General features: G+C 49.9%; 14 protein-coding genes and 1 pseudogene. 6 read left to right on the forward strand and 9 right to left on the reverse strand.

Annotation, left to right across the window (positions count from 1 at the left end; translation table 11 throughout):
• Window positions 1-230: 230 nt before the first annotated feature.
• Both GALF_RS15480 and GALF_RS15665 read left to right on the forward strand, forming a co-directional pair.
• Complete coding sequence (locus tag GALF_RS15480) at window positions 231-461, forward strand: hypothetical protein (protein WP_013292796.1); 231 nt, start codon at window positions 231-233, stop codon at window positions 459-461.
• Between the two features lies 1 nt (window position 462).
• Window positions 463-639 carry a hypothetical protein gene (locus tag GALF_RS15665; protein WP_013292797.1) on the forward strand — a complete coding sequence of 59 codons (177 nt, stop codon included), beginning with the start codon at window positions 463-465 and terminating at the stop codon, window positions 637-639.
• A 181-nt stretch (window positions 640-820) separates the two neighbouring features.
• Here the strand turns inward: GALF_RS15665 and GALF_RS04130 are convergent, their stop codons facing one another.
• From GALF_RS04130 to GALF_RS04145, 5 genes are all read right to left on the reverse strand, one after another.
• A complete protein-coding gene (locus tag GALF_RS04130) occupies window positions 821-1,444 on the reverse strand; it encodes a hypothetical protein (RefSeq protein WP_013292798.1) in 624 nt (207 codons plus the stop codon).
• Between the two features lie 85 nt (window positions 1,445-1,529).
• A complete protein-coding gene (locus GALF_RS04135; RefSeq protein WP_013292799.1) occupies window positions 1,530-2,591 on the reverse strand; it encodes a site-specific integrase in 1,062 nt (353 codons plus the stop codon).
• A 533-nt stretch (window positions 2,592-3,124) separates the two neighbouring features.
• Window positions 3,125-4,891, reverse strand: coding sequence for an ATP-binding cassette domain-containing protein (locus tag GALF_RS04140; protein WP_190274094.1), 1,767 nt, complete (start codon window positions 4,889-4,891; stop codon window positions 3,125-3,127).
• A 23-nt stretch (window positions 4,892-4,914) separates the two neighbouring features.
• Entirely contained in the window at window positions 4,915-5,403 is a 489-nt protein-coding gene (locus tag GALF_RS15485; RefSeq protein ID WP_013292801.1) for a hypothetical protein, read from the reverse strand.
• 10 nt (window positions 5,404-5,413) lie between these two features.
• On the reverse strand, window positions 5,414-5,695 hold the full coding sequence (locus tag GALF_RS04145; RefSeq protein ID WP_013292802.1) for a lasso peptide biosynthesis PqqD family chaperone: 282 nt from the start codon (window positions 5,693-5,695) through the stop codon (window positions 5,414-5,416).
• Window positions 5,696-5,833: 138 nt separating this feature from the next.
• Here GALF_RS04145 and GALF_RS04150 point away from each other — a divergent pair, with 138 nt between their 5' ends.
• Both GALF_RS04150 and GALF_RS04155 read left to right on the forward strand, forming a co-directional pair.
• The gene (locus tag GALF_RS04150; RefSeq protein ID WP_013292803.1) at window positions 5,834-6,736 is read left to right on the forward strand and encodes a phosphoenolpyruvate carboxykinase (ATP); all 903 of its coding nucleotides are present in this window, start codon (window positions 5,834-5,836) and stop codon (window positions 6,734-6,736) included.
• The gene (locus GALF_RS04155) at window positions 6,733-7,605 is read left to right on the forward strand and encodes a sulfotransferase domain-containing protein (protein WP_013292804.1); all 873 of its coding nucleotides are present in this window, start codon (window positions 6,733-6,735) and stop codon (window positions 7,603-7,605) included. Before GALF_RS04150 ends, GALF_RS04155 begins: the two co-directional genes overlap by 4 nt.
• Before the next feature lie 42 nt (window positions 7,606-7,647).
• Here GALF_RS04155 and GALF_RS04160 read toward each other — a convergent pair whose 3' ends face one another.
• The 3 genes from GALF_RS04160 to GALF_RS04165 form a co-directional block, all read right to left on the reverse strand.
• Window positions 7,648-9,519, reverse strand: coding sequence for an asparagine synthase-related protein (locus GALF_RS04160; RefSeq protein ID WP_190274095.1), 1,872 nt, complete (start codon window positions 9,517-9,519; stop codon window positions 7,648-7,650).
• Window positions 9,520-9,628: 109 nt separating this feature from the next.
• On the reverse strand, window positions 9,629-9,790 hold the full coding sequence (locus GALF_RS15670; RefSeq protein ID WP_190274096.1) for a hypothetical protein: 162 nt from the start codon (window positions 9,788-9,790) through the stop codon (window positions 9,629-9,631).
• Window positions 9,791-9,911: 121 nt separating this feature from the next.
• Complete coding sequence (locus GALF_RS04165; protein WP_013292806.1) at window positions 9,912-11,141, reverse strand: sugar-transfer associated ATP-grasp domain-containing protein; 1,230 nt, start codon at window positions 11,139-11,141, stop codon at window positions 9,912-9,914.
• An 80-nt stretch (window positions 11,142-11,221) separates the two neighbouring features.
• Here GALF_RS04165 and GALF_RS15235 point away from each other — a divergent pair, with 80 nt between their 5' ends.
• Entirely contained in the window at window positions 11,222-11,797 is a 576-nt protein-coding gene (locus GALF_RS15235; RefSeq protein ID WP_150102567.1) for a lasso peptide biosynthesis B2 protein, read from the forward strand.
• Window positions 11,798-11,811: 14 nt separating this feature from the next.
• Window positions 11,812-13,038: a nucleotidyltransferase domain-containing protein gene (locus GALF_RS04170; protein ID WP_013292808.1), complete on the forward strand. Its 1,227-nt coding sequence runs from the start codon at window positions 11,812-11,814 to the stop codon at window positions 13,036-13,038.
• Between the two features lie 14 nt (window positions 13,039-13,052).
• Here GALF_RS04170 and GALF_RS04175 read toward each other — a convergent pair.
• Window positions 13,053-13,346 (reverse strand): annotated as a pseudogene (locus GALF_RS04175) (transposase); the annotation flags it as partial.
• Between the last annotated feature and the right edge of the window lie 10 nt (window positions 13,347-13,356).

Consider the following 13,356-nt stretch of genomic DNA (forward strand, 5'->3'; position numbering starts at 1 on the left):
CCAGGCGACACGCAGGCCTAAACAGCTGATCAAAACAATTCAAACGGCGTTTGGTTGTGTCACTGTTGACGGACGTCTCGGACAAGCCCATGCCGACTTGATGGAGTGTGTGATGTTTCATTCTGAGCAACATCGCATTAAAGACGGTCGCTTAGAAGTTGTTATCGATCCATACAGAATCCGCAGGGCAATGGGCGGCGGGAGGAGTACATATTCTGCCGAGGGTAACCTTGGCAAAAGGGTTGTCGCAGGCCTTGCCTTATATCAATGAATACTCGTTTTTAATGGCTTTTACAGAGCGCATCTTAAAAGAGCCGGATGTTTGGGCTGCGGTTGTCAGGCTAGCCGATGCACTGGAAATTGCTGGTGTGATCGAAGATGAATACTTAAAGCCATATTCGCCCGAGCCTCGGAAGAACTGGCCGCGCAGGAAAGATTTTTTAAATTACAAGGAGATCTAAAATGAAAGACATACCGTTATCGATTCTTTTGGGGCAGGAAGCAATAGCAGACGCAGGCGGTATTAAAAATGCGCTGCTCGCCAATCGTCAAACGGCACTGGCTGCTGATGTGCTGATGGCACATTTGTACTCGATCAATAAAGAAGAAGGGCTGAGGCTGGCGGCAGTGTATAGATAAAAGCTAAAATAATTTGACAATTATCGCTGCGATACTATAATACGCATCAGTAAGACCTGCCCTGAGCGAGCGCAAAAGGCAGCGCCGCCCGAGAAATCGGGTTCCACCTGGAGTGGAAATTCACAGAAATGTGATAGAGAACCTCGCACGCGATGACCACCGAAAGGTGGTCGTTGTCTTTCTAGCCTTTGATTTTTCGTCCTTCATAAACTGCTTTTAACAGTGCGTTAAAACTTACCTTACCTGATTTTCGTTGCCGGTCTGTTATTTTTTCAAGAATATAAGCTGATTGAACTCGTAGAAGAACGTGTTTTTTCCGAGACTTGGATTTTTCTACCTCAAAGAAAATGGCATACCGTGCCGCAGTCTGGCTTGAATCTGAGTCTGGAATTTCAAAAGTAACGAAATTCTGGACGTCAGAGCCGGCAATTTGAATTTTTCGCTGCTGTAATTCGTGAATAATTTTTGGTAAATATTGTATGGATAGGCGATATCTTTGTTCATTTAGAACGCGGCGTTCGCGGCCATTATCGAAAATTTCTTCAGCGGGAATTTGGCTTTCTACTCGATCGTCATGTTTTATTGAGTGCGAAAAGCAATGGCAAGAAAACAAAATAATGACATGAATTTCAAATCCTAGGTTCGGGTCAATTCGAATGGCAAACGCTTCAAGATGCGACAAATCCCATGTGTCGGCTTTATATTGGATAATGCCAAATCGGTGATGAGGTTCAACCGCATCATGATGCTGACCCATCAACTGATTTTCTTCAGAAGCTTCAATATTTTCGACAGTATTATTCATGAAGCGCTGGTTAATTTAAATCCCATCAATCGGTGACTGCTGGTATTGTCTCATTAGTTGAGTGATTGTTGGTGGCCGCTGTGTGTCACCCCAGTTTTTTTGCCAGCCTTAGAGTGTCCAAGTGCGTGTATCTCTTTACCATCTCCGCGTTACTGTGACCTGTCACGCTTTGAACCTCCAGCAGTGACAAACCGGCTTCAACCATCCTGCTTGTCGCTTCGTGCCTTAGGTCGTGAAAAGTCAAATCCTCAATCTTTGCATCAACACAGGCAGCAGCGAACGACCGAATCAACCCGTCCTGAGTCACTTTGAAAACTCGACCGCCAGTAATTGGGCGGGGGAGGGCTGACAGAAGTGCCAGCGCGCTATCGCCAATCGGAATAATTCGATCTTTCCCGTTTTTCGTATCGATCAGCTTTGCCGACCGTTGCGCCAGATTAACATTCTCCCAGCACAATCCTGGGGATGCAGGGCGTGTGCTGGTGCTGTCCTTACCTATTATTTCCGACTGCCTCGCTGCCGTGGCAATAGCTAAACGGACGACTAAAGGAATATCTGCATTTCTGCATCGCTTATCAAGTGCAGCAAGCAATCTTGACTCTTCTTCTCCGACAAGTCTGCGTACTCGCTCTGACGATTTGCCGGGCCGCGCATCTTGATCGATGTCGCGCACTGGGTTTGTGCGGCAGTAGTTCCATCGCTTAGATTTTGCGGCTTCAAAGACAGCAGACAAGAGCATGACTTCAAGCCTGATCGTTGCTTCGCTTACATTGTTTTCTGGGTTGCGCCGGCTCTTGTCTTGCCTTCTCTGATATACATAGTCTTCAATATCATCAACCGTGATCTGCGAGACGGCCTTTTTCGCCAGAGGGTGCAGCTTCAATTTATTGATTCTGACAAGCTCCTGCTTTTCACCCTTTTTCCCAGCGCTGCGTTCTTCAGAGTATTTCGTCAGGAATTTTTCAAGCGTTATCACTTCAACGGCTTTGCGCTGTATGAATTCGCCCCTCATTATTTCCGATTCTGTGATCGTCACCCATTGTTCAGCCATGCGACGATTTGGAAAAGTCTTGCTTGTCGCCGGATGTCCTTTTAAGCGAATTTGCGCTTGAAATTGACCGTCACCACGAACCCGTATTGTCGCCATAATTTACCCCTGATTTACATGTCACTGTGACAATAGTGTGACATAAACTAATATTAAAGTATATAAAGCTTGTAAATACAGGGATAGTTGACGGACTTAAAATCCGTCGAAAGGAAACTTTCGTACCGGTTCGATTCCGGTTCTGGCACCAAATAATCAATGACCTACAGCGTTGTTCCTCTTCAAGTCAAAGTCTGCAAAAAAATAAAAGTAAGCGAAAAGTAAGCATCTCATTTGAAGTGGGCAACAAAAACCGCCTAACTATCACCAGTTCAAGCGGTATCTGTTCGGCAAATTAGCCACGCGACGATCAAAAAACCTACGGACTGGCAAATAATTTGAGCCGCTAACGCCAATGTCCGTTATTTCCCGTGCAATAATGCGACCTCATTGACTGGAGCGAGCCAATTGCGGCCTGTCGAGGTGTAGAATGGATCGCAAGAAAGCTGACGGTCGAGACCAGCAACAAGGTGATAGAAGTTGCTATTCGATCTGCAATGAGTCAACCAAAAAAGAGTTATCCAGAATCGAGCTTAAAAACACTTCAGTGCCAACGGGCTCCAATTCTTTTTGTCAGCGGTTGTCGATTTTTTATGTGCGAAGGGAATCCATTTACCTACAGCACCCTGTTCCACCTGCACCATGCCATCAATCAGACCGGATAGCTCATCAGTTTTGTGGGTGACAATAAGTACTGTCAAGTTGCCATGTAAGGCGCGGATCGAATCAATCACAAGCCTATGATTTTCTGGATCGAGTGCATTGGTAGCTTCATCCAGTATTAAAAGCTGTGGTTTCCTGAGCAATGCGCGGGCGAGTGCTAGGCGCTGCTTTTCCCCACCAGAGAGCTTTACTCCCCTTTCGCCGACTTCGGTTTCAAGACCTTTTGGCAACCCCTGCACAAACTCGGTTAGTGCAGATTGCAAAATGGCTTGCTTAATCTCGGCGTCGGTCGGTTCGAGGTTTTTCCAGTTCAGGTTGTCACGAATGGTGCCGTTTTGTATCTGTGTTTCCTGTGGAATATATGCGATACTTTTTTGCCAACCCGGCAGCAAATGTAAGGGGGCGCCGTCAATCAGGATAGTACCTGTATCGGGTGTGAGCAAACCGCTCAAAAGATCAAGCAGGGTCGTTTTCCCGGAGCCAGAAACACCGATAATCGCAGTGGTTTTTCTGGCAGGTATCGCCAAATTTCTAATGATGATCCTGTGGTGGGATTCCGGATAACTGAAGCCTAGCCGTTCAAATGTAATACCCTGCATCAACTTAACATTGCCGCATGCAGCCCCCTCAGGATTCTGATTCGCCTCGCAAGCTTCCATCAGCCTGCGCCAAGAAGAAAAAGCAGGCAACATGTGTAGCAATTGTTGCCTTCCGCTTTGAAACTCGGCAAGTTGGGGCAACATACGCGCAAAGATCGCGACCAACAGCAGAAAATGCGTCGCGGGCAATTTAAACCAGACCAGTGCTATATAGCTGACAACGGCAAGTGCGATAGCTCCGCCTACACGGTATACCGCCTGCACCCTCGTCCTGATCCATTGAAATTCCATTGAGTGATTACTGACCTGATCCACCTCGCGATTGAACCTGTACAAGCTGCTAAGTTCTTCGCCATGTATCTTCACAAGTTTCATTGCAGACAAAAATTCCTGTATCTGAGCGAACATTTTTCGGTTTGCCTGACTCAGCATCATTCCTCCTTGTTTCGCTGCATCATCCGCTCCTCGCAGTAACATCCAGAGAACCAAGCCTATCGCAAGGGCTAACAATGTCAGCCATGTTGAAAGCCATAATGCTACGGAAAAATAGGCAATCGAAAGAATCGAGATAGTAAAGAAACGCAGCAAAAAATAAGTGCCCGTAGTGATGCGTTGAACTTCGGTGGTGAGTGTGTTCAGCAATTCTGCGCTGTATTTTCCGGTTAGGAAGCTCCAGTTAGCGCGGACAATCGCGGCATATAGTGTTTTTCGCAAATGGTCGCCGAACCGTAATTGCAATGATTGAGATACACGGTCCCTGTGTAGCGTCAATTGCGACTGAATATAGATCAACACGACAAAGACTAGCAGCGCAAATTCGATGCTCCAACTTATCCCGAGCGAGACAAAAAGCCGATCCAGCATTGGTAGCCAACTCTTCTGCCCGCTATCTTGTCCAAGCACGCCTGCAAGTGAAAGTATCGGCAGCAGCATCAACAGCCCCGCTCCTTCGGCGAACGCAGCAGCGAAATTAAGCAATACCGCGCGCCATATCCCGGGGGGATCAAAACTATGAAATGTGCGCAGATAGGCGGACATGCCCGTCATGTGATGTGGTCGTTTCAAGCCGGCAAAGCCTCAGTGATTGGCTTGACTATGAAATATTTATTGATGCGAAGCTGTAAGGCAACATAGTTAAGCAGCAGCCTGTGGTGCGCAGGTTTGCCTGAATTTTTTACTAGGAAATAGAGGTCTTTTAGGCAGGCATCGCTTTCCCCTGCAACCTCAATCAATGACTTTCTCACTTCACTCGCGTGAGCCGATGTCTCTCTGATGATCCGTTGTGCTGCGTCGCAAGAAATCTCATTCCCTAAAAATTGGTTTATAAGTCCGCAATTAAATTTTTTGCAGCTATGTGGACGTGCAGTATATAAGCTGCAAACACGATTTTGGAAAGAATTTGCTATGATCTCGACTAAATTTGATGCTTTTGGATTCCAGGAACGCGTGATCATCCTCATGCGTAGCCCAAACGAAGCCGAACAAAGTCCCATCACAGCAAAGCCACAGGCCATGCATAGCGACTGGGATGCTATTTCATTCGCATTCATGCTGCGAGTTTTAGGATCGAACCTGAATCAGGTTTTGCTCTTCAAGCTTATTTAGAAATATCAGCGCATCGACTTCACAGGTTTTCTTATCAATGCAGAACTCATCCAGAAGTATTCCGCACAATACCGAGACGCTCATGGGCTCTGCGATTAGTTGCCAAATGCGGCTTCCGACTCCATTCATCCCATAATAGTTACCTTTTTCAATGCTCATCATCACCGTTTCACCATCTACTTCGGTGCAGATCGGGTCAGTGCCCTGACTGATAATGCTCGAAAGTTCTACTATCATAAATTTTCTCCCATATTAAAATTCGACCGAACGCTACCCGCCTATATTCTTTGCTAATATCGTCATCTGCCTAATGAGTCTATTATAAAACGGCTCCACCCATTAAAATGCAACTTCCTGCTAACTAGTTTTACATCCATGAACTACAAATGCTATAGCCTGACCATATCAAGCGAACTTTCTCTGCCAGAGTTGATGACTGCCGATGCTGCTTGCGGGTGCGACGACGTCGATGTGCGCATAGTCATCGCTGAAGTATCGCATGACGGATTGGTGGCGGGGCAACAGCTTGGCCCTTACCTGTGGACGAGCGAGAGTGCATTGTGGTTAAAAGTGCCTGGGGTGGCCCGGTTTCTGGCGAGTGACGGAAATGAAATTCGCATCGATCCAGAACACGGCGTGGATGAGGATAGCATCAGGGTGTTTTTACTCGGCTCTGTTTTTGGAGCAATCCTATTTCAGCGAAAGTTCCTGGTGCTGCACGGCAATGCGATACGGATCGGCGACAGTTGCATGGTATGCGTAGGGGATTCCGGTGCCGGAAAATCAACGCTGGCCGCCGCGTTTATGCAACGTGGTTATCAGATATTGGCCGATGATGTCGTGCCTGTAGATAGCCAATGCAGGGCCGTACCCGGATTCCCACGTATCAAGTTATGGCAGGATGCTGCCGATCATCTGAAAGTTAATACTGAAAAATTACGACGCATTCGGCCGGAGATGCAAAAATTCAATTTTCCGGCCTTGCAGCAATTTGCAGAGCAGCCCCTGCCGGTGCGTTGGGTTTACATTCTGGATCGCCACCAAAAGACAGAAATCCTGTTCGAGCCGATACAGGGCATGGCTCGATTTGCCGCTCTGCACGACAATACATACCGCGTGCGCTTTCTGGAAGGAATGGCGCTCAAGGCCAATCACTTGAAGTTGTGCGGCCAATTGGCCGGGCGCATACATTTGGCGCGACTAACAAGACCCGAACAAGGCTTTACCGTCGACGCCCTTGTCGAACGCATCCTCGCCGACACAACCGGACATTCATGAACCCCGTCAACGGCATCTACTGGCTGGCCTCCTATCCTAAATCGGGCAATACTTGGCTGCGCATTTTTCTGTGTAATCTGCAGAAAGATCAGGACATGCCCGTTGATATCAATGATCGTGATGACTTTACCTCCGCCATTGCCAGTTCGCGCAACTGGTTGGATGAAGTGCTGGGTTTTGATACCGCCGATCTTGACTCTGCCGAAATAGAGTACCTTCGCCCGGAAATATATCGCTGGGCAGCCCTGCATGAAAAAAAAATCAGCTACCACAAGATTCACGACGCCTATACCTACACCACAGCAAACGAGCCACTGGTAAGCATGGAGGCAACGTTGGGCGCTCTCTACATCCTTCGCAACCCACTGGATGTGGCGTCCTCCGCCGCCAATCACTGGAATTGCAGCATAGACCACGCCATCGTCAATATGGGCAATCCCGATACTCGCTTTGCACGCTCGCGAAAAAAAATGGCTGCCCAGCTTGAGCAGCGCCTGCTTAACTGGTCTGGTCATGTGCTAAGTTGGGCGGACGCGCCCGGATTAAACTGCCTGACCATCCGCTACGAAGATATGCTGCAAGATCCGCTGAACACTTTTTCCCGTGCGGCAGCTTTTCTACAAATGCCCAAAGACCCACAGCGGATCGAAAAAGCCATTCGCTTCAGTGCGTTCAGTGAACTGTCCCGCCAGGAAGCGGAAAAGGGTTTTTATGAACGACCGCAGCATACTGCGCGTTTTTTTCAGCAAGGCAAAAGCGGCGGTTGGCGCGAGCAACTGACAGCGGAGCAGGTGGCCAGAATCGTTGCCGAGCATGGGGAAGTCATGCGCCGTTTCGGCTATCTGGACGAGCGAGGCGAACCAGTCTGAATTGGATCATTCGAAAAATGGCAAAGCTCAGCAGGCACACCATCAATCCACCGGCCCACCGTGCAGCCAATGGTTGAGCAGACGTAGCGCCTCCACGTTTTTCCGAAATGTATTGGCAATCCACTGATCAACTTCGCCCCGTGTGACGCGCTCGATCTGGCCGCAGAGTTTTTTAATATCTATCAGCTCTTCCAGCGCGGGATGCAGATGCGCGGCCTGGCGTTGCGCCTGTTTGATAACACTCTGTAAGCCTGCGGTAGAGTTACGTTCCCGGGCCAAACGGTCAGAACCCATGTCCTTGGTCGGTTTCCATGCTATCCGTGACGACACGATCCTGTTAATAGCGCAACGGTGGAGGTAGCGCCCCATGCCTTGCGGCCCGAACTTTTCGATACTGGGGGTGGATAAATATTGTTGTACCAGGCGCACATCGAGCAGTGGCCAGCTATATTCCACGCCGAAAGAGGCTGCGATCAGCGTGCAGTTTTCCAGGCGGTTTGTGACGTAGGGTGCCAGGCTATTCAGCACAAAATCGTTGATGCGCCTATAGGGGGCATCGTATCGCGCCGTTTCTAGATAGAGATCATCGATATTCAAGCGCTGAAGCAATTCCTCGCGTAACAGCAGATGAGGGCGCTTGTTTTTCCAGGCATCGATGTAAAGCGAACTATACGGTTGTGGATCGTGGTTAATCGTTATAGCCTTGGCGAGTCTGAGCGTGCGCATCAGCGGATTGCCGGGCAGAATATTCCAGAGTTGAGCATACTGCCCCGCATTCAGAAGTTCATAGCGCAGATGGTGGCCTGGGTTGGTGACGGCCTCATCCCCGCCAAAACCGGAAAATAGGGTACGCACGTCCCGCAACTCACATTCCCGGTAAAAAGGCAAATGGGCGGAACCCATGCGATATTCTTCGGGATGTCCAAGCACTGTCAGAACGCGTTCGATGTCGTCATCTCCCCGTTCCGGCAAGGCTGTAAGGATGTAGTTGTGGACGATACGGCGTTGCTGGCTGGTCTCCAAAATAAAAGCAGGTTCCTGCTCGCACAGAGCCAGGCCGAAACTGTGCAATCGGTCGCCGGGCTCACCCAAAAAATGGGCGAGATAGGCTGTGATGGCGGCTGAATCGATGCCGCCGCTGTTTTCGGTGCCTAACGGGTAGCTGCTGCGCATGCGACAGCGTATCGCCTGTTCCAGCGCGGCGCGGTACTCATCCACCCAGCGCGGATCGCGTCGTTTGGCTGCCGGCGGGTCGTCGCGCCAAACGAACCAGCGCCGCAGTTGCTCCTTACCGTCAGAACCCACCGTCAGACAATGTCCGGGCGGCAGCTTAACGACATCGTCAAAACAGGTTTGCCGATTGTCATGCTGGCTGAGATTAACCAGGAAGCGCCCCATCCAGTCTTTGTCGGGAGCGGGCGATCCGGTTTTAAGCACACGAAAGGCTGCCAGCGTGGTGGCGAAGATCAATGCCTTATTGTTCAACCGGTAATACAGCGGCTTGGCTCCGAAGGGATCGCGCGCTATGAACACCTGCCGATGCACTGGATCCAGCACGACGAGGGAAAAATCCCCCAGCAGCTGTTCCGGTAGCGCCTCGCCCCAGCGCCGCCAGGCGGCCAGCACTATCTGTGAATCGGCTAGCGAAGGTTCAAGATTCAGGCGTGCGGCAAGATTCTCGCGATTATCCAGCCGCCCCCAGAAAGTCACGGCGACGCCCGATTCCGGGCAGACACAGGGCAAGGTTTCAGCGTGGGATTCCGGCGTATTGAACACCCGCGCCTGCACCAGCATGGCGGGACCGCTCTCCCAGGCCGCCTCTGCATCCGCGCAACGGTAAGGCGACAGCGCGCGATGCCATGCCCGAGGCTCGACAATTTCCTGCACTTGCAGCCCGGGGGCAAGAATCATCATTCCAGCAAACATAGGAACTGATCTTTATGAGCTGACTGAAGAGTCACTTTGCTGCGGTAAGCGCCGCTATTGCGGCAACAAAACTCCGGTGTGTCACCGGCACGCGCGATCAGCTCGGCGAGGAAGCAGAAGATTCTGGCCCCATCTGCCCCTTATTGCCTTCAGTGCCTTTGCCTATCTGCAACTCGAGCAGCGTGGGTGCCTGATAAACTTTACGCGTGTCAAGCTCTGGGGTGCGGCTTTCGGCTGTTACTTTTATAATCGAATTCACGTTTATTTCCTCTAAAATGGATGATATTTTTACCGTTGAATTTTATAACACAAGGCGATGTTTTAAGTAAATAAAATTTTTTCATCTTCAGAAAAGTGCGGCGACTCGAAATAATACGGCCTTATTGCCGCAACAATCCACCGTTGAGCAATTGCATCACTTCTGTATTCCACCCCGAGTTTCCTTCGAGCAACAATGGTCCAGCAGGGGTGATCACCCAGTCCCAGGCGATGTCGCAAATATCGGGGAACTGGCTATGGGCAAGAAAGCTGCCCGCTCCCACTGTTTTCCATTGAGGTACGACATCGTTGCCACTTAAACGGGCATGAATGCGGCGGTAGGTTTCCTGTGCCGGCGGCAGTAATTTCTCTTGAGGAAATGGCAGGATTTTCCCATCCTCGTCCAGCGGCAAAACGACATAATGCGGGCATCCCGTTTGCTCGTCCCACCCCGCCGGCAATTCCAGGGTGGCGTTCAGGCAGGTTAGTCGACCTTCATGCCGATGACTGATGAAGCGTAGCGTAATGGCATCGTCTCCATCGGACAAGCGCGCCAGTTCCGGGTGATTGTCTAGGAAGGGTTGTATGAGTGCGTCATCGAGTGCGAGCAGTTCGCGCCAGGCGGATTCCACCTCCGTTAAGCTCTTTAACTGACGCCCTTCCAGTGTGCGGCCAGCTATCTCACCTTGTCGGCACCCGACAGAAAAAGCGCCTATCCCGCGATTTCCCGAGCGCGTCTTGCAGAACAGGCGGGTATCTGATCGCAGCCAAGGGTAGAGCTTGTCGCTATCGTTTCTGTGCACTTTCGCCAGTATGGGGGCCATGGGTACCCCGAGTCGGGCGAGCGTTTCCGTTTGTTGCCATTTGTCCTGCAACAGTGCAAGAGACGCTTTGCCGAAGCCCAGAGCGCGGCTGCGCCAGCGATGATAGCTTGCCGTTTCGTGATCGAACACGTAATCAAGCGTCGAGCCGGGATGTTTATAGAGTGCATAGCGGTACAGATACGATGCTGGAATACACCAACCCAAGGCAATCGCTATCGCCTGACTTGCCTGACGACGCAAGGGTATCCCCTCGCTCTGACGGATTGCCGGCCCATAATGCCGCACCGCGATCCAGGTAGAGCGCCATGCACCAAATCCTAGCCATCGCACCCATAACCAGATTTCGAGCAACAACCAAAGCGGCAAGGGCTTACCCGCGCGGCTTTGCCACCACATCGTGCGGTGCAACTTGATACGGTCATCACGGATAGGCAGCAGATAGCGCAAACTAAGCAGGCCATGAGGCAGGCGTCGACGGGCAATTTCTTGCCATAAGCGGCCCGCCATCCACGTGAGTTTTATTCGCATTTCATTTGATGTTGCTTAAAATAATACGGCCTGCATATGGCCATTGGGATCGTGACAAACAGATGAGTGTGCAATAATACATGCCTTATCAAGTATATAAGGCCACTTATGACGCAGCAAAGCTCGGATGGCTACGCATTTTTTTCACGGCAGCGATGATTTTTTCAACTCTTTTACGCAAGGTGCGTAATTTTGCACACCTATCCTGGTTTGTAAAAACCTGGTTTCTCCCTGTATGGTTTTTGCTGGGGGTAAGCCGTTCGCTCGTTCTCATCATTCCATTTCGGCATTTAGCTCCCCGTCTTGGGGTGCGTACAGGTATTCTACCTTGGGTGGCGCTTGTCGATTCAGGTCGCGAGGCAAGAGCCTTATCCATCGCCCGCGTGGTACAAACAGCAGCCAGCTATACGCCGTGGGTTTCAAACTGTTTTCCTCAGGCAGTGGTTGCAAGAATATTACTCGGGATTTATTGTGTCCCATACTGCCTGTTTTTCGGCGTCACTCGAGATCCGACAGGATCAACACTTAAAGCCCATGCTTGGGTGACCGCAGGAAGAGTACGTGTCACCGGAGGGGAGAGCTTTGGTCAATTCACAGTGCTGGGTTGTTTCGTCTCGCCCTGCTTGGCGCATGCCATTTCACAAATCGATCAATGAATTCGGATACTTCTATGGATTGGCATATCCACTACCCAAAAAAGCAGTCATCGGAAATTCAGATTTTGTGCGCTTGCTGTCGTGTTAAGCCAACTGATGCAGATTTAAAATTACAGGCTAAGTTGGCTCCTCTCATTCACGCTGATGCGTTGATCTGGCTGGCAATTCGGCATCGTATAGAGCCGTTGCTTTATCACAATCTGAAGCAACATGCTGTTGGTGTTTTTTCCAGTGAGATTCTGGACAAGCTTGCGGTACGAGTTCAACAAAATGCGGTCAAATCCTTGAATGCGCTTCGCATCAATCTGCAACTTACCCGACTGATGCGCACTCACGACATTCCGTACCTGCCACTCAAAGGCGTGACCTTGGCACAGCAGTATTACGGTGAAATAAGTTTGCGCCATGCCAATGATATTGATTTCTATGTGCCGGAACGATCAGTAACAAAGGTTCGCGCTTTGTTGTTAAAGCAGGGGTGTACACAGGACAGCGGACATGATTTTCAGGATATTGAGGCAAGGGGAGAGCGACACTCCAGATTTTTGCGCAGGATTTTTCATCATGATGTGCTGATTCATCCAGATGGCGAACATCTGGAGTTGCATTGGCGAATTGTGAAAAATTTAGCAGGCTTGCGTCTCAATCCCACTGACTTGCTTTTATCCGCAGAGTCAATTGTGGTGGCTGGTGACTCCATAAAGATAATTGAGCCGATTTCTCTGCTTCTGTATCTTTGCGATCATGGCGCAAGGCACGGCTGGTATCGCTTGAAATGGTTAATGGACTTGCCGCAGGTGCTGGAAAGTCGAGACTGGGATTGGTTGCAGGTACTCGTAGACGCCAAACGTGCAAATTGTTTTTCTGCTTTACTCCTTGGTTTGAAACTGGCTCAACTCATGTTTGGCTGGGTGCCACCTGATGTAGTCGCTGAAGTGATGGAGAAACAGCGACTGTTAAATTGGCAAGTTAAAATGGTGTACCAAAATTTAAACAAACCTGAACGCGCCTTGGCAAGCCCGACTGCATTTCACTTTGCGGCACATCTGGTGTATCGGATGAGCTTAATTGAGAGTTATAGTTTTCTATGGGGGGAGCTGGCACATTATTTTTTGTCGCCAAATGATTTAAGGGTTGTACGGCTGCCTGATCGTTTATTTCTGGCTTATTACGCTTTGCGACCGATCCTGCTTATATGGCGTAGAGTTTTTGAACGTGAGCAAATTTCTCATGCCGGATAAAGATGCTCTCTGGACTTCACCGAGTTTCTCTCGCGAAGTACGCCATCGCTTTTTAATATTTCACACTCTCGTTTCAAACGGATATTTTCGGCGCGTAACCGCGATAATTCCATCTGCTCCGGCGTAATCGGCTTTGTGCCAGGACCATTGAGCTTGCCAGCCTCTGCCGCCTTGACCCAGTTACGCAATGTCTGCTCGACCAGTCCTAACTCCTTGGCGACCCCGCTGATCGATCCAACTTCCTTATGTCGCTTGACGGCCAGCTCCCTGAACTCCGTCGTGTATTCCTGCTTCGGTATTTTCATCATTTGCCTTTCC

It is taken from the genome of Gallionella capsiferriformans ES-2, from assembly GCF_000145255.1.
GTDB classification, from domain to species: Bacteria; Pseudomonadota; Gammaproteobacteria; order Burkholderiales; family Gallionellaceae; genus Gallionella; species Gallionella capsiferriformans.